The organism is Arthrobacter sp. Soil762 (genome assembly GCF_001428335.1).
Lineage (GTDB): Bacteria > Actinomycetota > Actinomycetes > Actinomycetales > Micrococcaceae > Arthrobacter.
The window spans coordinates 84,316-102,635 of sequence record NZ_LMSG01000022.1; the positions used below are offsets into that span (position 1 = coordinate 84,316).

Genomic DNA, 18,320 nt, shown 5'->3' on the forward strand with positions numbered 1-18,320 from the left:
GGAGCGCGCATCTTGCGGATAGGACTGATAGCTCCGCCATGGCTCCCCGTCCCGCCCCTAGGCTACGGCGGAACGGAGGCGGTCATCGACGCGCTGGCCACCACGCTGGCGGCGGCCGGGCACAGCGTGGTGCTGGCGGCCGCGGCGGACAGCACCTGCCCGGTCGAACTGCTGGACGGCTTCGCCCCGGCGGAGCGTGCCGCCATGGGCAGCACAAGCTCAGAGCTGCCGCACGTGATCAGGGCTTACGCCGGACTGGACGACGTCGATATCATCCATGACCACACCCTGGCGGGTCCGTTGTACCGGCACCGCCCACCCGGGATTCCAGTGGTCAGCACCATTCATTCGGACATGACGCCGGCGCTGTGCCGGGTCTATGAAGCCTTCAGCCGGGACGTGTCACTGGTGGCCATCTCGCAGCACCAGGCCAACAGCGCCCCGGACGTGAAAATCCGACGGGTCATCCACCACGGCATCGACCCCGCCACTGTCCCACCCGGTGCCGGAGCCGGCGGCTACGCGTGTTTTCTGGGCCGAATGGCGCCGTGCAAAGGCATCGCTGAGGCCATAGGCGTGGCCCGCAGAGCGGGAATCCAGCTCAAGATCGCCGCAAAAATGAGCGACCCGATGGAAGTGGACTATTTCCGCTCCGTGGTCGCTCCCTTGCTCGGGCCTGATGAAGAGTTCCTCGGAGAACTGGACGCCGACGGAAAGTTCGCCCTGCTGGGCAATGCCGTCGCGCTGCTCAACCCTGTGCAGTGGGACGAACCCTTTGGAATGGTCATGATCGAGGCGCTGGCCGCCGGCACCCCCGTTCTGGCCACTCCGCGGGGCTCTGCACCGGAAATCATCGAGCACGGAGTCACCGGTTTCCTCGCCGCGAGTACGGATGAACTGGCCAGCTGCCTGCAGCGTGCGTCCGGCCTGGACCGGCATGACTGCCGGTCCGCCGTCGAAACCCGATTCAGCGCGGAGGCGATGACGCGGAAATACGTGGAGTTGTTCGAGGACGTGCTTGAGCCCTGGGTCAGCGGGCACGGATCAGGGCAGCGATCTCGCCGAAGCCCAGCCGCTCCGCATTCTCCAGCGCCGTGCGGCCTTGAGGATCCCGGATGCCCGGGTCCGCACCGGCGTCGAGGAGCTGCCGGACCACGTCCTGTTGCCTGAGGCCGCCGTTGTTGAGCAGGATGGCCTCCTGCATGGCAGTCCACCCCAGGTTGTTCACATGGTTCACGGGCACTCCAGCGGCCAGGAGGATGCGCACGGTCTCCACATGGCCGTGTTCGCTGGCGGGAATCAGTGCCGTCCCGCCATAGCGGTTGGTGCTGGAAACGTCCGCGCCGGCCGCCAGCGTCAGCTGGAGCACCTCGTTGAATCCCTCGGCCCCGGCATAGAGGAACGCGGAATCCTGGATGGCGTCCTTGGCGTTCACGTTGGCGCCGCGGCCGACCAGCTCACCAACCAGCGCCACATTGTTGGCCTTCGCGGCGGCGATAAGCTCCTGGTCGAGCCGGGTCTGGGCCTCGGCGGACAGGGCTGGTGGTTTGGTGGCTGCCGTTGCGGTGGAAGCAGGCGGGGACGTACCCGGCGAAGCTGACGGTCCGGACGGGGGCTGGCTGCCGGGGCTGACCAGGACGGACGACGGCGGCGACTCCTGCCGTTGCGGCTCGCCGGGACCCGTCTGGCAGGCGGCCAGGCAAGCTGATACACCGCCCACCAGAAAGAGAATTGCGGCCGCCCTGTGTGCCCGGCGCCAGGTCCTGAACCGCCTCATGGAGCCGAGCCTACTTGGCTGAGCCGGCAGCTGCAGCGGCGATGGCCTCGACGCCGGCGATGGCGCAGGCTTCGTCCAGGTTGCCGTCGGGGGCACCGCCCACGCCGATGCCTGCCACGGACACACCATTGACCTTGAGCGGGACGCCGCCGGGCAGGAACAGGGTGCCGGGGAGGTCCGCGATGCTGGGCCCGTTGCCGTTGACGCGCTTGGCCAGCTCGCTCGTCGGTGCGCCGAAAGCGGCCGCGGTGTAGGCCTTCTGCTGGGCTGCTTCGATCGTGTGCTCGGCGGCGTTGTCCCCGCGCAGGAGCGCCTGGACGGTGCCGAACCTGTCCACCAGGGCCACCGTGACGAACGGCAGCTTGTCAGCCTGGCATTTCGCAAGGGCTGCGCTGACGGCGTCTGAGGAGGCGCCCACGGTGATGCGGTTCTGCGCCACCACGGTCTGCGGCGCCTGCGGGATATCGACGGCGGGTACCGCTGCGGGAGCGGCCGCCTGGCTGGTCCCGGCGTTGGCTGCAGCGGTCAGCCCTCCCGTCAGCAGCAAAGCTCCTGCGGCAGCAGCAGCGGCGGCAATCCTGTTGGACTTCTTCACGGTGTTTCTCCTTGGGTTGATGGACTCACGTTGATGGACGCACGTTGCTGGACTCCCGCTGGCGGAATCCCTTGGAACGGGCATCGGCTCCATCCATCCTGTCCGGCCCCGCCGGAACAAACATCGGGCCTTTGGCTGCGCCCCGCTCCCCCGGATGGCCAGCAGCATCAGCCAAAAGGCGGAGAGACCAGCAACGGCGCGGGCAATAGCATGGGATAGGAACGCCCCTGACCTGAACCGGACCCCATGCCCTCCCCAGCCACTCCCCATAAAACCCTGACCGACGGATCTTCGCTGACCACCGGACGCGCCCAGCCTCGTGGACCGGCCGGCTCCCCTGGCCGGTTCGGCCGGATCGACACCGCCGTCCACCTTGGCTTCGCTGTCCTGCTCGTCGCTTCGGCCGTCCGCTATGCCATGCGGCACAGCCTGCAGGACAACCTGCTGGTCCTCGGCCTGGCAGGAGCGGTGTGCGCCCTGTATGCCGTCATCGGCGTACTGGCCCGGCAGAGACGCCCTTGGGCGGTCTGGATGCTCGTGTTTGTGGCCGTCTGGGCAGCGCTGGTTATCGCCGCACCCAGCTTCGCCTGGTGTTCTTTTGCGATCCTCTTCCTGTGCCGGACGGCCTTTAAGGGCGCCGTGGGTTACGTGGCGGCAGGCGCGACGGCGGCCGCCACCGCCGTCGGGCTGTTCCGGCTCAGCGACGGGACGGACCTCGCGATGCTGCTGGGGCCGCTCGCCGTCGGCGTGATGCTTACGCTGATCTATGACCGGATCGAGCACGACGCCGCGGAGCAGCGCCGTCTCCATGCGGAGGTAACGCTGGCACACGGGCAGCTGGCGGCCAGCGAGCGCCTGGCCGGCACCATCGCCGAACGCGAGCGCGTATCGCGGGAGATCCACGACACCGTGACGCAGGGCCTGGCCAGCAGCCTGCTGCTCCTGGAGGCCGCTGACCGTTCGTGGCCAGGCCAGGCATCGCGCCAGGAGCTCAACCAGGCTACGGAACTGCTGCGCCGGAACCTCTCCGAGACGCGCAATCTGGTCCACGAGCTCGCCTCCCCGGGCCTCGACGCATCGCCGCTTCCCGAAGCCCTGCACCAGGCGGCCGCCCAGTACGTCCGGCACGCCCGGCTCCTGGTCACCGGCGAACCGCGGGACGTCCCGGCGGAAGTCCGGCACGCCCTGCTGCGGGTTGTCCAGAGCGCGGCCGCGAACATCCAGCAGCACGCAAACGCCACCACCACAACCCTGACGCTGGGGTTCCTTCCTGACTCGGTCACCCTTGACATCTACGACGACGGGACGGGCTTTGACCCGTCGGCGGCAGCACCGCCGTCGGACTCCGGAGGCTACGGGCTGCGGGCCATGCGCCAGCGGGTTGAGCAGCTGGGCGGGGTATTCTCGGTGGAAAGTTCCCCCGGCGAAGGGACCATCGTGGCCGCACAGGTGCCGGCCCGGGTGCAGTCAGCGCCACCTGGCCAGCAGATGACACCGGACGACGCATGACTGCCATCACTGTCCTCCTGGTGGACGACCACCTGGTGGTCCGGAGCGGACTCAAGGCGCTGCTGGGTACGCAGCCTGACTTTGACGTCGTTGCCGAGGCCGCCTCCGGCGAGGAGGCGCTGGGGCTGGTGGAACAACTTTCCCCGGCCGTGGTGGTGATGGACCTGGCCATGGGCGCCGGAATGGACGGGATCGAGGCCATCAGGCAGCTGCGGCAGCGCAACAGCCGGCAGGCCATCCTGGTGTTCACCACATACGATTCCGACGCGGACATCGTCCGGGCCGTCGACGCCGGCGCCATGGGCTACCTCCTCAAGGACGCCGTCCCGGACGAAATCTTCACCGCCATCCGCGGTGCCGTGCAAGGGAAGAGCGTCATGAGCGCCCCCGTGGCCTCCCGGCTCTTCCAGCAGCTGCGCAATCCCGACGAGGTCCTGACGCCCCGGGAGGCGGAGCTGCTGAGCCTCCTGACCGAGGGGCTCAGCAACCGGGAACTGGGCCAGCGGCTCTTCATCTCCGAGGCCACCGTCAAGACCCATCTGGCGCATATCTACGCCAAGCTCGGGGTGGAAACCCGCGCCGCGGCGATCGCCACGGCCATCCGCCGGGAGGGCATGCGCTAGCCCGCAGCGGTCAATTCCCGCGTACCACTTCTGTAACAGCGGTGACACTTGATGACTGCAGCTATTGCACGCCCACCGCGCAGCCCCTAGGTTTGAGACAGCGGACTACAGACTCCGCGTCTGCCTGCCGTCCGAGCAGGACCAGAAAAGGGTTACAAAGGAAGTTAGCAATGGCAACAGGCACAGTTAAATGGTTCAACGCTGAAAAGGGCTTTGGCTTCATCGCTCCGGACGACGGATCCGCCGATGTTTTCGCGCACTATTCCGCAATCGCCAGCAGCGGCTACCGCTCGCTGGATGAGAACCAGAAAGTCGAATTCGATGTGACCCAGGGTCCCAAGGGCCCGCAGGCAGAGAATATTCGCCCGCTCTAAGGTTCTGATCAACTGCCCTGACCGTGCTGCAAAGCATGGCCAGGGCAGTTTTTTCTTAAGTTCTTTTCCCGTGAATTGCTAGACGAAGGCCGATTTTCCGGTAACGGCCCGGCCAACAATCAGCGAATTGATTTCGTAGCTGCCCTCATAGGTATAGAGGATTTCGGCATCACCAAACAGCTTGCCCATTTCAAAGTCCGAGCTGATCCCGTTGCCGCCCAGCAGCGACCGTCCCATCGCCACCGACGCGCGGGCCAGCCGGGTGCACGTGGACTTTGCCATGGCCGCTTGCGCCATCTCCAGCTTGCCGTCCGTCTGGATCCGGGCGAGCTGGGCCATCAGCGCCAGTGACGCGGAGGCGTTGCCCAGGATCTCCGCCAGTTGTTGCTGGACCAGCTGGAAGCATGCCAGTTCCTTGCCGAATTGTCTGCGTTCCAGGGAGTAGGAACGGGCGACGTCGAACGCGGCCAGCTGGATCCCGGCACCTTGCCAGCCAACCCAGGCGCGCGAATCCCGCAGGAGGTCGTTGGCTTTGGAGAAGTCCGTGGCGCCCGGCAGCATGTTGGACGCCGGAATCCTGACGTTGTCCAGCACGATGTCCGCGTTCTGCATGATCCGCAGGCCGATCTTGTTGGCAATCTTGGTTGCCCGGTAGCCAGCGCGGTCCGTCTCCACAATGAAGCCCTTGATGTGCCCGTCCGCAGCGTCGCGCGCCCACACCAGGGCAAAGTCCGCGATGGTCCCGGAGCCGATCCAGCGCTTCGCGCCGTTGATCACCCACTCGCCGCCCTCCAGCCGCGCGGAGGTTTCCAGCCCGCCGGCGATGTCCGAGCCGTGCTCCGGTTCGGTCAGGGCGAAGGCGCCCAGCTGGGTAAAGTTCGTCAGGCCAGGCAGCCACCGCTGCTTCTGTTCCTCGGAACCGAGGGCATCGATCATCCCCACGATCAGTTCGTTATGGATCCCCACCAGGGCAGACAGCGAAACGTCCGCCCTGGCCACTTCGACGTACATCAGGCCCTTGAAGAGCTTGGACGTGCCGTCCGTCTGCAACGTGCCAAGCCCGTGCTTGCCCATCTCCGCCAGCAGCCCGAACGGGAATTCCTCGCGGTTCCAGTAGTCAATGGAGGCCTGCCGCACCGTGGACTGCAGGAACGCCCGGATCTCCAGGTAGCGCTCGCGCTCCGCTGCGGGCAGGAGGTCCACGATATGCATCAGGTCTGCCTCTGGAAAGGGCGGGGCTTCGGTCACAACACGCTCACGTCCTTGTGGCTGCACGCTTCATATCCCTTCGGTCTTCCAAACCCTTGGATGTCCTAGTATATTGCACAGGGATGGATTCTTAGTGATGCGCATCACTGGACGAAAGGTGTCCCCCATGTCAGTCACCGATGACTTCCGCGAGGCACGCGACCGCCTGCTGGCCCTGCATTCCGACTACCACCAGGCCAGGCGCGAGTTCGTGTGGCCGCGCTTCACGGAATTCAACTTTGCCCTCGACTGGTTCGATCAGATCGCCGCCGATCCTGAGAAGGCCGACAATCCGGCCCTGGTCATCGTGGAGCAGGACGGATCGGCAACGCGCCGGAGTTTCGCGGACCTGGCCGCCCGTTCCAATCAGGTGGCCAACTGGCTGAGAAGCCAGGGCATGCGCCGCGGCGACCGCATGATCGTTATGCTGGGCAACCAGGTGGAGCTCTGGGAGCTGATGCTGGCCGGCATCAAGCTGGGCATTGTCCTGATCCCCACCACTACCCTGATGGGTCCGGAGGACCTGGCCGAACGCGTGGAGCGCGGCGAGGCGGGCTGGGCCGCCGTCGGACGTTCCAACATCGGTAAGTTTGCCGGCGTCCCCGGCGATTACCGCCTCATCGAAATCGGCGCCGGCGGCGGTTCAGCCGGCACCCCCGGCGCCCTCCAGTACACGGATTCGACGACGGCGACAGTCCCCTTCACAGCCGACGCCCCCACCCACGCGGACGAGACGCTGCTGCTGTATTTCACGTCCGGAACCACGTCGAAGGCCAAGCTGGTGGAGCACACCCATACGTCGTACCCGGTGGGGCACCTCTCCACTATGTACTGGATCGGCCTGGAACCCGGCGACGTGCACCTGAATGTGGCATCGCCAGGCTGGGGCAAGCACGCGTGGTCCAATTTCTTCGCCCCGTGGATCGCTGAAGCGTGCGTATTTGTCTACAACTACGAGCGGTTCGACGCCCGCGCCCTGATGGAGCAGATGGACCGCGAGCACGTCACCAGCTTCTGCGCCCCGCCCACGGTCTGGCGGATGCTCATCCAGGCGGACCTGAAAGTGCTGAAGACCCCGCCCACCAAGGTGGTCTCCGCGGGCGAACCGCTGAACGCCGAAGTGATCGAACAGGTCCAGCGTGCCTGGGGCCAGACCATCAGGGACGGCTTCGGCCAGACCGAAACCACCGTCCAGGTGGCCAACACGCCCAGCCAGCCGGTCACCATCGGCGCCATGGGGCGGCCGCTTCCCGGCTACGACGTTGTGCTGGTGGATCCGAGCACGGGGGAAGAAGCCGAAGACGGCGAGCTGTGCCTCCGCCTGGACCCCCGGCCGGTGGGGCTGATGAAGGGCTACTACGGGGACGCGGAACGGACCGCCGAGGCGTTCCGCGGCGGCTATTACCACACGGGCGACATGGCCAGCCGGGACAAACACGGCGTCATCACCTACGTGGGCCGCGACGACGACGTCTTCAAATCCTCCGACTACCGGCTCTCGCCGTTCGAACTGGAGAGCGTGCTGCTGGAACACCCCGCCGTGGCCGAGGCGGCTGTGGTTCCGTCGCCGGATGCGGTCAAGCTTTCCGTCCCCAAGGCCTATGTTGTGCTGGTGTCCGGACTGGAGCCGGGGCCGGAGCTGGCCGAGGACATCCTGCGTTACTGCCGCGAACACCTGGCACCGTTCAAACGGATCCGGCGGCTGGAATTCGCGGCGCTGCCCAAGACCATCTCGGGCAAAATCCGCCGTGTGGAGCTGCGGCACAATGAGGAGCTCCGGCATGGCGGGGGCACCCATCCCGACGGCTTCGGAGTGGAGTACTCCGAGGCGGATTTCCCGGGGCTGAAGGGCTGAGGATGGCCGTGCCACTGCCCCGGGACCCCATCGCGGACGCCCAACGGAACTGGGAGGAGCACGGCTGGGCCGACGTCGCCGCTCCCATGGCCGCAATCACGGCGGTCATGCGCACCCAGCAGATCCTGCTGGCCCGGATCGAGGGCGCCCTGAAGCCGTTCGGGCTGACCTTCGCCCGCTACGAACTGCTCGCGCTCCTCAGCTTCGCCCGCAGCGGCGCGCTGCCCATGAACAAGGCGAGCGCCCTGCTCCAGGTCCATCCCACCTCGGTGACGAACGCCGTCGACCGTTTGGAAGGCTCGGGACTGGTGGCCCGTTCGCCGCACCCTACGGACGGCCGCACCACCCTGATCGAGCTCACCGCGGAGGGGCGGATCGTTGCCAAACGGGCGACGGCGGTGCTCAACACCGAGGTTTTTGGCCAGTCAGGTTTCGACGCGGCCGATGTGGACCAGCTGATCCGTATCCTGGGCACTTTCCGCCGGAATGCCGGGGACTTCACCGACTGACCCATCGATTGCTCCGTAACCGCCGTTTTGGGCACTGAAAACGGCGTCTACGGAGCAATCGATGGGTATACGGCGGGTCAGCGGTGGTTGAACTCGGGCTGCCGCTTTTCCGTAAAGGCGGCCATGCCTTCCTTCTGGTCCTCGCTGGCGAAGAGCGAGTGGAAGAGCCGGCGTTCGAACAGGACACCCTGGGCGAGTCCCGTTTCAAAGGCCGCGTTGACGGCTTCCTTCGCGAGCATGGCCACGGGCTTGGACTTGGACGCGATGACCTCCGCTGCCTTGAGCGCCTCCTCCACCACATGCTCCGCGGGCACCACGCGCGAGACGAGTCCCGAGCGTTCAGCCTCCTCGGCGCCGATGAAGCGCCCGGTGAGGATCATGTCCATGGCCTTGGCCTTGCCCACGGCGCGCGTGAGCCGCTGGGAGCCGCCCATGCCCGGCAGCACGCCGAGGTTGATCTCCGGCTGGCCGAACTTGGCGTTGTCCCCGGCGATGATGAAATCGCACATCATGGCCAGCTCGCACCCGCCGCCCAGCGCGAAGCCGGACACGGCCGCGATGACAGGGATCCGCAGCCGGGTGAAGTCCTCCCAGCCCCGGAACCAGTCTGCGGCGTACATGTCCATGTAGCCCTGCGAGGCCATTTCCTTGATGTCTGCACCCGCGGCGAATGCCTTGGTCGAGCCGGTAATCACCACAGCGCCCAGGCCGGGGTCGGTGTCCATGGCGGTGACGGCTGCCACGAGCTGCTCCATGGTGGCCTTGTCCAGGGCGTTGAGCGCCTCCGGCCGGTTGAGCGTGACCAGCCCTACCCGGCCGCGCTGTTCCACCAGGATGTTCGTGTACTCCGTCATGCCTGACCTTTCAGCTGTTTTCGCGTGTTGCCGGTGCTGCAGAGTTACCAGTGCTGCCAATGGTGCTAGTGCTGCGATTTGTCGCGGATATCGGTGATGATTCCGGAGAAGTCCCGGCCGGCTCCGCCTTCAGCGGCAAACGTATCGTAGATTTCCGAGGCGAGCGGTCCCAGCCGGGCCGCCACACCGGTACTTTCCAGCGCATTCAGCGCCAGCCGCAGGTCCTTCGCCATCAGTGCCCCCGCGAAGCCCGGCTGGTAGTCGCGGTTGGCGGGGCTGGTGGGGACCGGTCCGGGAACAGGGCAGTTGGTGGTCAAGGCCCAGCATTGTCCGGAGGCGTTGGAGGCGACGTCGAACAGCGCCTGGTGCGTCAAGCCCAGCTTCTCGCCCAGCACAAAGGCTTCGCTGACCGCGATCATGGAGACCCCCAGAATGAGGTTGTTGCAGATCTTGGCGGCCTGGCCGCCGCCGTGCCCGCCGCAGTGGACCACCCGTTTTCCCATCACCTCGAGCAGCGGCCGGACCGCCTCGAAGTCCTCCGTTTCGCCGCCCACCATAAAGGTCAGCGTGCCGGCTTCCGCACCCACCACACCGCCCGAGACCGGGGCATCCACGGCACGGTGGCCGGCCGCAATGGCGAGCGCGGAGGCTTCCCGTGCCTCGTCAACGTTGATGGTGGAGCAGTCCAGGAACATGGTCCCCGGCTTGGCCTCGGCCAGGAGGCCCGGCTGTCCGTCCGCGCCGCGGTAAGCGTCCAGCACATGCTGTCCGCTGGGGAACATTGTCAGCACCACGTCGGCACCGGCGATGGCGTCCAGCGGACTGGCCACCGTGGGGACGCCGTGTGTTTGGGCGGCTTCCAGCGCGGCGGGGACCACGTCGAAGCCCGCCACGGTGTAGCCGGCACGGACCAGGTTAACTGCCATGGGCCCGCCCATGTGGCCCAGGCCCAGGAAAGCGACGGTGGTTTGTTCAGGCATTGTCCGGCTCCTTTGTGTGCAGGTTGAGCTCCCGGTCCCCCAGCGGTGCGAAGAACCGCTCTACGTCCGCCTCGTGCACCTCGTGCAGCGTGGCCGGCTTCCATTGCGGCGTACGGTCCTTGTCCACCACCTGCGCGCGGATCCCTTCGCGGAAGTCCGGCGCAACCAGGAACCGAAGCCCTACCCGGTATTCCTGCGCCAGCGCTTCGTCCAGCGTCAGTCCCTTGGCCCGGCGGAGGGACTCCAGGGTCACCTTCACAGCCGTAGGCGACTTCGCTTCGATGGTGGTGGCAGCCTCGGTTGCGTCGGCGCCAGGCTCCCCGCCCGGCGCGCCATCCGTTGCCCCACCCACGGTCCGCAGCCGCCGGACAATGTCCTCCACGTCATCGCTCGCGTAGGCCGCATCGATCCAGTTGCGCTGCGCCTCCAGCCCGGAGGGCGGCGGATTCCGGGCAAAGCGGACGACGGCGGCTTCCGCACTTTCGTGTTCGAGCGCGGCCGCCAGCTCCGGCAGGTTCCCCGACGGGACAAAGTGGTCCGCGAGGCCCAGGAACAGCGCATCCGGCCCGGTCAGGTGGGCTCCGGTCAGCGCGGCATGGGTGCCGGTCTCCCCGGGTGACCTGGCCAGCAGCCAGGTCCCGCCGACGTCGGGCACAAAGCCGATGGTGGTCTCCGGCATTCCCGTCCGGGTCCGTTCGGTGACCACCCGCACCGAGCCGTGCGCGGAGATTCCCACGCCGCCGCCCAGCACCAGGCCGTCCATAAAGGCCACATAGGGCTTGGGGTAGGCGGCAATCAGGGAGTTCAGCCGGTATTCGTTCTGCCAGAAGTCAGCCGTTTCCGTCCCGCCGCCGAGGATGTCCCGGTAGATTGCCACAATGTCGCCCCCGGCGCAGAGGCCCCGCTCGCCGGCGCCGCGCACCAGGACGGTGGCCACGCCGTCGTCCTCCGCCCAGGCGGTGAGCTGCGCCAGCATGGCGTGCACCATGCCGGCGTTCAGGGCGTTGACTGCCTTGGGCCGGTTGAGCGTGATGACGCCCAGGTGGCCGCGCTTCTCGAACAGAACCTCCGTCATCAGCTGCCTTCCGGCATGATGAAGCTGGCGCCCTGGCGGATCCCGGACGGCCAGCGCGTGGTGACCGTTTTGGTCTTGGTGTAGAAACGGAACGCGTCGGCGCCGTGCTGGTTCAGGTCGCCGAAGCCGGACGCTTTCCAGCCGCCAAACGTGTAATAGGCGATGGGAACCGGAATGGGCACGTTGATGCCCACCATGCCCACCTCCACCCGGCTGGCGAAGTCCCGGGCGGCGTCGCCGTCGCGGGTGAAGATGGCCACGCCGTTGCCGAATTCGTGTTCGGAGCAGAGCCGGAGAGCTTCGTCGTAATCGGCGGCGCGGAGCACGCTGAGGACGGGTCCGAAGATTTCCTCCTGGTAGATCTTCATGTCCTTGGTGACGTGGTCGAAGAGCGTGGGTCCCACCCAGAAGCCGTCGCCGTAGCCTTCCACCGTGAGGCCGCGCCCGTCCGCCAGCAGGGTGGCACCCTCGTCCACGCCGGACTGGATGTAGCCCTCGATCCGTTCCTTGGCACTCGCCGCCACCACCGGCCCGAAGTCCGAGTCCTTGTCCAGGCTGTGGCCCACCCGCAGATGCTTGACGCGCTCGGCCAGCTTGGCCACCAGCGCATCCGCGGTCTTTTCCCCCACCGGGACTGCCACGGAAATGGCCATGCAGCGCTCGCCGGCAGATCCGAACCCGGCGCCGATCAGGGCGTCGGCGGCCATGTCCAGGTCCGCGTCCGGCATGATCACCATGTGGTTTTTGGCCCCGCCGAAGCATTGGGCGCGCTTCCCGTGGGCGGCCGCGGTGGCGTAGATGTACTGGGCGATGGGCGTTGAACCCACGAAGCCGATGGCCTTCACTCGGGGATCTTCGAGCAGCGCGTCAACGGCTACCTTGTCCCCGTTGACCACGTTGAACACCCCGTCCGGCAACCCGGCCTCGGTGAACAGTTCGGCCAGCCGCAGCGGAACCGAGGGGTCACGTTCGGAGGGCTTGAGGATGAAGGCATTGCCGGCGGCGAGGGCCGGACCCGACTTCCACAGGGGGATCATGGCCGGGAAGTTGAACGGGGTGATGCCCGCGACCACTCCAAGTGGCTGGCGCAGCGAGTGGACGTCGATGCCCGCACCGGCGTCGTCAGAGAATTCGCCTTTGAGCAGGTGCGGGGCACCGGCTGCGAACTCCACCACTTCAATCCCGCGCTGGATATCGCCCTTGGAATCAGCGAAGGTCTTCCCGTGTTCCGAGGACAGCAGCGTGGCGAGTTCGTCCATGTTCTCGTTGACGAGGTCAACGAACTTAAGCAGGATCCGGCCGCGGCGCTGCGGGTTCATGGCGCCCCACTGGACCTGTGCTTTCTCCGCGGCGGCCACCACGTTCCGGACCTCCTCGCCGCTGGCCAGGGGCAGGCGCGCCTGGACTTGGCCCGTGCAGGGGTCAAAAACGTCACTGAAGCGGCCGGAGGTTCCTGTCACCCGTTGTCCGTTTACGTAATGGGATAGTTCGCGCACCATGATGGAATGCTCCTTCGCATGTGATCCAGGTCATCTCTGCAAGCGAATATACTCGGACTTCCTACTAAATTCCAGAGGGCCATGGCCTCCCGCCGCGAGCGGCTTGGGCGCCGCCGTCCTGGGGCGCTTTGACCCGTATCCGGGGCGGCGCAGTACGATTCAACGGCGTGTCTGCGCCATAGTGCCCCGTTTCTGCAGGGGCACGGGCCGACAGCCTGACCGGAACCGGCCCCGCCGACGCCGCGGCAACGCCTCCGGGCAACAAGTTCGGTAAGTTAGGGACTGTGAAGATTGCTACCTGGAATGTGAACTCCCTCCGTGCCCGCGCCGACCGTGTGGAGGCCTGGCTACAGCGCAGCGATTGCGACGTCCTGGCCATCCAGGAGACCAAATGCAAGGACGAAAACTTCCCCTGGGAACTGTTCGAACGCATGGGCTACGAGGTGGCCCACTTCGGTGTGAACCAGTGGAACGGCGTAGCCATCGCGTCCCGGGTAGGCCTGGAAGACGTCGAGCGCACTTTCCTGGACCAGCCTCCGTTCGGGAAAGAAGGCAAGGACCCCGTCCAGGAAGCCCGTGCCATGGCCGCGACCTGCGGCGGCGTCCGGGTCTGGAGCCTCTACGTGCCCAACGGCCGCTCGCTGGACGACGAACACATGCCCTACAAGATCAAGTGGCTTGAATCCCTGAAGACCCACGCCCAGGCCCTGGTGACCGCCGACCCGACAGCTCAGGTAGCCCTGATGGGCGACTGGAACATTGCGCCGTTCGACGACGACGTCTGGGACATCGACCTGTTCGTCAATAACAAGTACACCCATGTCAGCCCGCCGGAACGCGCGGCCTTCCACGCTTTCGAAGAGGCGGGCTTCACCGACGTGGCACGCGAGTACACCCCCGGTCCCGGCGTATACACCTACTGGGATTACACCCAGCTGCGCTTCCCCAAAAAGGAGGGGATGCGCATTGACTTTGTCCTTGGCTCCCCCGCGTTGGCGGCCCGCGTCACGGGCGCGTCGATCGACCGCGAGGAACGCAAGGGCAAGGGCGCCTCGGACCACGCCCCCGTTCTGGTGGAACTGGCGGACTGATGGCTGCAGCCGGGGCCCAGGAAGGGAGACTGTAATGACGGGAAACCTCTACCGGGGCCAGGCCGGTCTGCCGTTCTCCTCCACCCTGCGCGTCTACGAACCGCTGGAAGCCTTCCCGGAAGGACAGCGGGAGGCCATCCGGACCGCCGGTGCCCGCACAGCCTCCCGGGCCGCCGTCGAAAACGCCGAACTGCTGGCCTCGCTGGGCCGGATCACCCGCTCCGGCGGGGACCCCTTCCCTACCGGGCGGACGGATCTGGTCCGGGTCACCAGCATTCCCGGTGTACCACCAGGGCGGACCCCGCAACAAGGAACGTCCGACGCCGGTGCTGCCGCCGGCCCGGGTGCCGAGGCCGGATTGGGTACCGGGATAGGCGCCGGTTCCGGCTTTGGGCCTGACGCTGGCCGTGACGCTGACGCCGGCCGCATCCTGCTGTACTGCCCCAGCCAGTTGGTCCTGCGCGCCGGGCTCGCCGCCAATGCCCTCATGGAAGGCATCCACGGCCCGTTGGCCGAGATGCTGATTCCGGAAGAGCAGCGGGACAAGCACCAGGAACGCATTGACCAGGTCAAAGCCCGTGACGGCGCCATCCGTGTGCATACCCGCGCCTCCACGTGGGGCATCCCCTTCAGCTGGTTCTCGCTGTTTATGGAAGGCGATCATAAGGACGTGGTGGAATCAGGCGGGCGCATCCTCACCGTCAGGGTGTGGGCTCCCATCACCGAAGCCATGGAGCGGGCACGGTACGCCGTGGCCCACCTGGCGCTGGCAGCCCCGGACCTGGACATGCTGGACGACCTCGCGCAGCTGACCGAATGGCTGGAGCTGTTCCACGTCAATTCCATGGTGGAACTCGACTACGGCGCCGTGGCGGACAAGGTGTACCCGGACGAGTCGCCCATGGACATCCGGCTGGGCATCGAATGCCTGGCAGAGGGCGACATGACGGGCGCCGCGGCGGCCTACCGCAGGCTGGCTTCCCGCTGGATTCCCATCCGGCAGCTCGCCCGCGCGTCCTGACCGCTGTTTCCTGGACACGGCTTCTTCCTAGACACGGCTTCGCGACAGCGGCTTCCTGGCCGGATGCCACGCCGCGCCTCCTCAGGAAGGAGGCGGCGCCGTCGTACGCCTGATGATGAGCCGGTGGGGCGCGACGGCGGATTGGACCGCCCCGACCGTGCCGTCCAGTTCGTCGATGAGCATCTTGGTAGCCAGTTCGGCCTGTTCGTCGGGCCGTTGTCCCACGGTGGTCAGGCCCATCGCGTCGGCGAAATCGTGGTCATCGATCCCCACCACCGAGAGGTCCTCAGGGACCCGCACGCCTACGTGTGCTGCTTCGAAGATGACGCCCATGGCCATTTCGTCGGAGGCGCAAAAGATGGCGGTCGGCTTCGGGCCGGGCTGGGCCCAGAGGCGCCGGAACGCCTCTTGGCCGCTGCGGACCGTGAAATCGCCCCATTCGTCCCACTCGGGGCGGGTGGGCAGCCCTGCTCCTGCCATAACGTCCTTGAAAGCCAGGATCCGCACGCGGGGTACGTCGAAGTTAAGGTCCGTTTCGTCGTCGCCGTGCAGGAGGGCAATGTCCCGGTGGCCGAGGTCGATCAGGTGCCGTACGGCGGTGGACGCTGCGGCGTAGTCGTCGATGCCGATGTACGCGCACTCTTCCACATGGCCTCCCACCACGATCAGCGGGATATCAATCTTTTGGAGATGGTCCAGTTCATCGTGGCTGAGCGCCATACAAAGGACAAGCAGGGCGTCAATCTGTTTGTAAACCATGGTCTTGCTGAACAGGCGTTCCCGGTTGCTGCCGTGACCGCCCAGGTTAAAGAGGGAAAGATTGTAGTGGCGGGCGTGAAGTTCGCGGTCCGCGCCCTCAATGGCCTTGGAGAAGAACCAGCGGCTCACGAACGGAGCCAGCACGCCAATGGTCTTGGTGCGGCCGGTGGCCAAACCTGACGCCGACGACGACGCCACATAACCCAAGGCGCCCGCCACCTCGAGGATCTTCTCCCTGGTGGCGGGCGAAACCCTGGGAAGCCCGCGTACGGCCCGGGAAACGGTGGCGGTGGAGACGCCTGCGGCTGCTGCCACGTCCTCAATGCTGACGCCGCTGTGGCCACCCCTTTGAGACCTCTCAGCCATGCGTGCCACCGTTTCCCCTCATGGGTTCAAACCTAATATCCGCTATGCAGTTGCCCCCAAGCCATGCTAGGTTGCGGGCCGCCCGACGTCACAGTGTTACCTGCCTACCTCCCCTTGGGTCCGATCAGCCTAGGAGGATCAGCCCTGAGCCCGGTCAGCCCTTGAGTCCGCCGGCCAGGAGACCGCGGACAAAGAAGCGCTGCAGGCCAAGGAACACGGCCAGCGGGACGATGATCGAGACGAACGCGGCGGCAGGGTTCAGGAAGTCCCTGTTGCCGCGGGTACCGGAGATCTCAGCGAGCCGTTGGGTGATGGGCGCTACGTCCGCCGTTCCACCCGAGAACACCAATGCCACCAGAAGGTCATTCCAGACCCACAGGAACTGGAAGATGGCCAGGGATGCCAGAGCCGGCACGGACAACGGGAGGATGATCCGCCAGAAAATCGTGGTGTGTCCTGCCCCGTCCACCTTCGCGGCCTCGATAACTTCGCCCGGGATCTCCGAGATGAAGTTGTGGAGCAGGAAGATACCCAACGGGAGTCCAAACATGGTGTGGGCGATCCACAGCTGGGCATAGGACCCGGGCGGGAGCTTCAGGACCTGTGTGAACAATGACAGCAGCGGGATGAGTGCCATCTGCAGGGGAATGATCTGCAACGCGAACACGAAGATGAACGAAGCCTCGCGGCCCCTGAAGTTGCCCCAGGCGAAGATGTAGGCCGCCATGGAGGCGAGCACCAGGACAAAGACGGTCACCGGAATGACAATCGCCAGGGAGTTGACGAAGTACTGAGAAAGGTTTGCAGACTGCGATCCGGCTGCTGCCGTGACGTCGACGTAGTGCTTGAAAGTAAAATCCCAGTCGGCAAAGAAGTTCCACCAGCCATCCGAGCGCGGGCCCACCTGCTTGGCCGCGGGACGGATGGAGGAGACCAGGAGGCCGAAGGTGGGCACGGTCCAGATCGTCGCAATGATCACGGCGGCCGCAGTGGCCCACCGTGACGTGAGCTTGGTCTTGACGCGCCGCATGATCGGTGCGGAATCCTCCGGCGTCGCGGGACGGCCTTTGTCTTTGCGTGACTGGGTCCGGGAAGAGTTGGCCGCCTCATCCGGCGCTGGCATGACGGTCATCGGATTTCCCTTTGCTGACGAAGTACGCGGGCGTTGTAGACCACTATGGGCAGTACGAGAAGGAACAGGACGAGGGCCAGCGCCGCACCCCTGCCCGGTTCGCCGGCGCGGAAGGCCTGTGTGTACATCTCGTTGGCGATCACGGACGTGTCATAGTTGCCCGCCGTCATGGTGCGGACAATGTCGAAGACTTTCAGGGTGGCGATGGTGATGGTTGTCAGCACCACCACCAAAGCGCCCCGAATGCCGGGAACCGTCACATTGCGGAACTGCTGCCAGGGGTTGGCACCGTCCAGGCGCGCCGCCTCAACCAGTTCCACCGGCACACCTTTGATGGCAGCAGAGAGGATCACCATGGCAAAGCCTGTTTGGATCCACACCATCACGATGATGAGGAAGATGGTGTTTTCCGGGGCATCAAGAAGGAATTGCTTGGGGTCCATGCCCAGGGCAACCCGCACAGCGTTAACGACGCCAGTCTGTTCAATGCCGGGGCCGCGGTAGTCGTACACAAGCTTCCAGATGATGCCGGCGCCCACCATCGAGATGCCCACCGGCATAAAGACCAAAGCTTTGAGGGCATTTTCGCCGCGCGCCTTGTCAATGAACACCGCGTAAGCGAGACCGAAGACCGTGGACAGCAACGGCACCAGAACGGTCCAGATGACCGTGTTGCGGAGGGTGGCCAGCGCCTCGGGCTGGGTAAACATCCAGACGAAGTTATCGACTCCGTTGGGTTGGCCGGAGGCATTCGTGAATGCCAGGAATGATGTCTGCACGGCGGGATAAACCAGGCCGACCAGCATCAGGATTGCCGCCGGCGCCAAAAAGCCAACGATCGTCAGTTTGTCTTTGACTGATTTGGGAGCCCTGTCCACAATCAGCATGATCAGCCCAATTAGCGCGGCAAAAACCGCCAAGGCGATAAAAACTTGAAGAAATTTTCCTCCAAGAAACTCCATTGCCCAACCTCCGTGGTGTGCGTGGATCAGTTTGTTCGGAATCGACATCGCGCCCTTGGAACTTGATGTCCCAAGGGCGCGATGCGAAGGA

At 65.8% G+C, this 18,320-nt stretch carries 17 protein-coding genes and 1 pseudogene; 8 read left to right on the forward strand and 10 right to left on the reverse strand.

Annotation, left to right across the window (positions count from 1 at the left end):
- Positions 1–12: 12 nt before the first annotated feature.
- A pseudogene (locus ASG77_RS21575) lies at positions 13–906 on the forward strand (glycosyltransferase family 4 protein); the annotation flags it as partial.
- A 124-nt stretch (positions 907–1,030) separates the two neighbouring features.
- Here ASG77_RS21575 and ASG77_RS19235 read toward each other — a convergent pair.
- On the reverse strand, positions 1,031–1,777 hold the full coding sequence (locus tag ASG77_RS19235) for an ankyrin repeat domain-containing protein (protein WP_327019631.1): 747 nt from the start codon (positions 1,775–1,777) through the stop codon (positions 1,031–1,033).
- 10 nt (positions 1,778–1,787) lie between these two features.
- Positions 1,788–2,372 carry a GlcG/HbpS family heme-binding protein gene (locus tag ASG77_RS19240; RefSeq protein ID WP_056348717.1) on the reverse strand — a complete coding sequence of 195 codons (585 nt, stop codon included), beginning with the start codon at positions 2,370–2,372 and terminating at the stop codon, positions 1,788–1,790.
- A 246-nt stretch (positions 2,373–2,618) separates the two neighbouring features.
- On the opposite strand from ASG77_RS19240, the gene ASG77_RS19245 reads away from it, so the two are divergent.
- The 3 genes from ASG77_RS19245 (at position 2,619) to ASG77_RS19255 (ending at position 4,878) form a co-directional block, all read left to right on the forward strand.
- Positions 2,619–3,881 carry a sensor histidine kinase gene (locus ASG77_RS19245; RefSeq protein ID WP_082576158.1) on the forward strand — a complete coding sequence of 421 codons (1,263 nt, stop codon included), beginning with the start codon at positions 2,619–2,621 and terminating at the stop codon, positions 3,879–3,881.
- On the forward strand, positions 3,878–4,504 hold the full coding sequence (locus ASG77_RS19250) for a response regulator (protein WP_056348720.1): 627 nt from the start codon (positions 3,878–3,880) through the stop codon (positions 4,502–4,504). The genes ASG77_RS19245 and ASG77_RS19250 overlap by 4 nt, the downstream gene beginning before the upstream one ends.
- Positions 4,505–4,674: 170 nt before the next feature.
- Positions 4,675–4,878 carry a cold-shock protein gene (locus ASG77_RS19255; RefSeq protein ID WP_013599688.1) on the forward strand — a complete coding sequence of 68 codons (204 nt, stop codon included), beginning with the start codon at positions 4,675–4,677 and terminating at the stop codon, positions 4,876–4,878.
- A gap of 78 nt (positions 4,879–4,956) precedes the next feature.
- On the opposite strand, the gene ASG77_RS19260 is transcribed toward ASG77_RS19255, so the two are convergent.
- Positions 4,957–6,090: an acyl-CoA dehydrogenase family protein gene (locus tag ASG77_RS19260; RefSeq protein ID WP_082576163.1), complete on the reverse strand. Its 1,134-nt coding sequence runs from the start codon at positions 6,088–6,090 to the stop codon at positions 4,957–4,959.
- 163 nt (positions 6,091–6,253) lie between these two features.
- On the opposite strand from ASG77_RS19260, the gene ASG77_RS19265 reads away from it, so the two are divergent.
- Positions 6,254–7,981, forward strand: coding sequence for an AMP-binding protein (locus ASG77_RS19265; protein WP_056349025.1), 1,728 nt, complete (start codon positions 6,254–6,256; stop codon positions 7,979–7,981).
- 2 nt (positions 7,982–7,983) lie between these two features.
- On the forward strand, positions 7,984–8,490 hold the full coding sequence (locus tag ASG77_RS19270) for a MarR family winged helix-turn-helix transcriptional regulator (protein WP_056348726.1): 507 nt from the start codon (positions 7,984–7,986) through the stop codon (positions 8,488–8,490).
- 77 nt (positions 8,491–8,567) lie between these two features.
- Here the strand turns inward: ASG77_RS19270 and ASG77_RS19275 are convergent, their stop codons facing one another.
- The 4 genes from ASG77_RS19275 to ASG77_RS19290 all read right to left on the reverse strand — a co-directional run bounded on the left by ASG77_RS19275 (position 8,568) and on the right by ASG77_RS19290 (position 12,898).
- Complete coding sequence (locus ASG77_RS19275; protein WP_056348729.1) at positions 8,568–9,344, reverse strand: enoyl-CoA hydratase; 777 nt, start codon at positions 9,342–9,344, stop codon at positions 8,568–8,570.
- Between the two features lie 65 nt (positions 9,345–9,409).
- Entirely contained in the window at positions 9,410–10,324 is a 915-nt protein-coding gene (gene mmsB / locus ASG77_RS19280) for a 3-hydroxyisobutyrate dehydrogenase (RefSeq protein WP_056348732.1), read from the reverse strand.
- On the reverse strand, positions 10,317–11,399 hold the full coding sequence (locus ASG77_RS19285) for an enoyl-CoA hydratase/isomerase family protein (RefSeq protein WP_056348734.1): 1,083 nt from the start codon (positions 11,397–11,399) through the stop codon (positions 10,317–10,319). The genes mmsB and ASG77_RS19285 overlap by 8 nt, the downstream gene beginning before the upstream one ends.
- Entirely contained in the window at positions 11,399–12,898 is a 1,500-nt protein-coding gene (locus ASG77_RS19290; protein ID WP_056348738.1) for a CoA-acylating methylmalonate-semialdehyde dehydrogenase, read from the reverse strand. Before ASG77_RS19290 ends, ASG77_RS19285 begins: the two co-directional genes overlap by 1 nt.
- A gap of 284 nt (positions 12,899–13,182) precedes the next feature.
- Between ASG77_RS19290 and ASG77_RS19295 the strand changes: the two genes are divergently transcribed.
- Positions 13,183–13,989, forward strand: a complete 807-nt coding sequence (locus tag ASG77_RS19295) for an exodeoxyribonuclease III (RefSeq protein ID WP_056348741.1) — start codon at positions 13,183–13,185, stop codon at positions 13,987–13,989.
- 34 nt (positions 13,990–14,023) lie between these two features.
- On the forward strand, positions 14,024–15,010 hold the full coding sequence (locus ASG77_RS19300; protein WP_056348743.1) for a hypothetical protein: 987 nt from the start codon (positions 14,024–14,026) through the stop codon (positions 15,008–15,010).
- A gap of 81 nt (positions 15,011–15,091) precedes the next feature.
- On the opposite strand, the gene ASG77_RS19305 is transcribed toward ASG77_RS19300, so the two are convergent.
- The 3 genes from ASG77_RS19305 to ASG77_RS19315 all read right to left on the reverse strand — a co-directional run bounded on the left by ASG77_RS19305 (position 15,092) and on the right by ASG77_RS19315 (position 18,229).
- Positions 15,092–16,144 (reverse strand): LacI family DNA-binding transcriptional regulator, encoded by a 1,053-nt coding sequence (locus ASG77_RS19305; RefSeq protein WP_056348746.1) that lies wholly within the window; start codon positions 16,142–16,144, stop codon positions 15,092–15,094.
- A 145-nt stretch (positions 16,145–16,289) separates the two neighbouring features.
- Positions 16,290–17,267: a carbohydrate ABC transporter permease gene (locus tag ASG77_RS19310; RefSeq protein WP_056348749.1), complete on the reverse strand. Its 978-nt coding sequence runs from the start codon at positions 17,265–17,267 to the stop codon at positions 16,290–16,292.
- Entirely contained in the window at positions 17,264–18,229 is a 966-nt protein-coding gene (locus ASG77_RS19315; RefSeq protein ID WP_056348751.1) for a carbohydrate ABC transporter permease, read from the reverse strand. The genes ASG77_RS19310 and ASG77_RS19315 overlap by 4 nt, the downstream gene beginning before the upstream one ends.
- Positions 18,230–18,320: the final 91 nt, after the last annotated feature.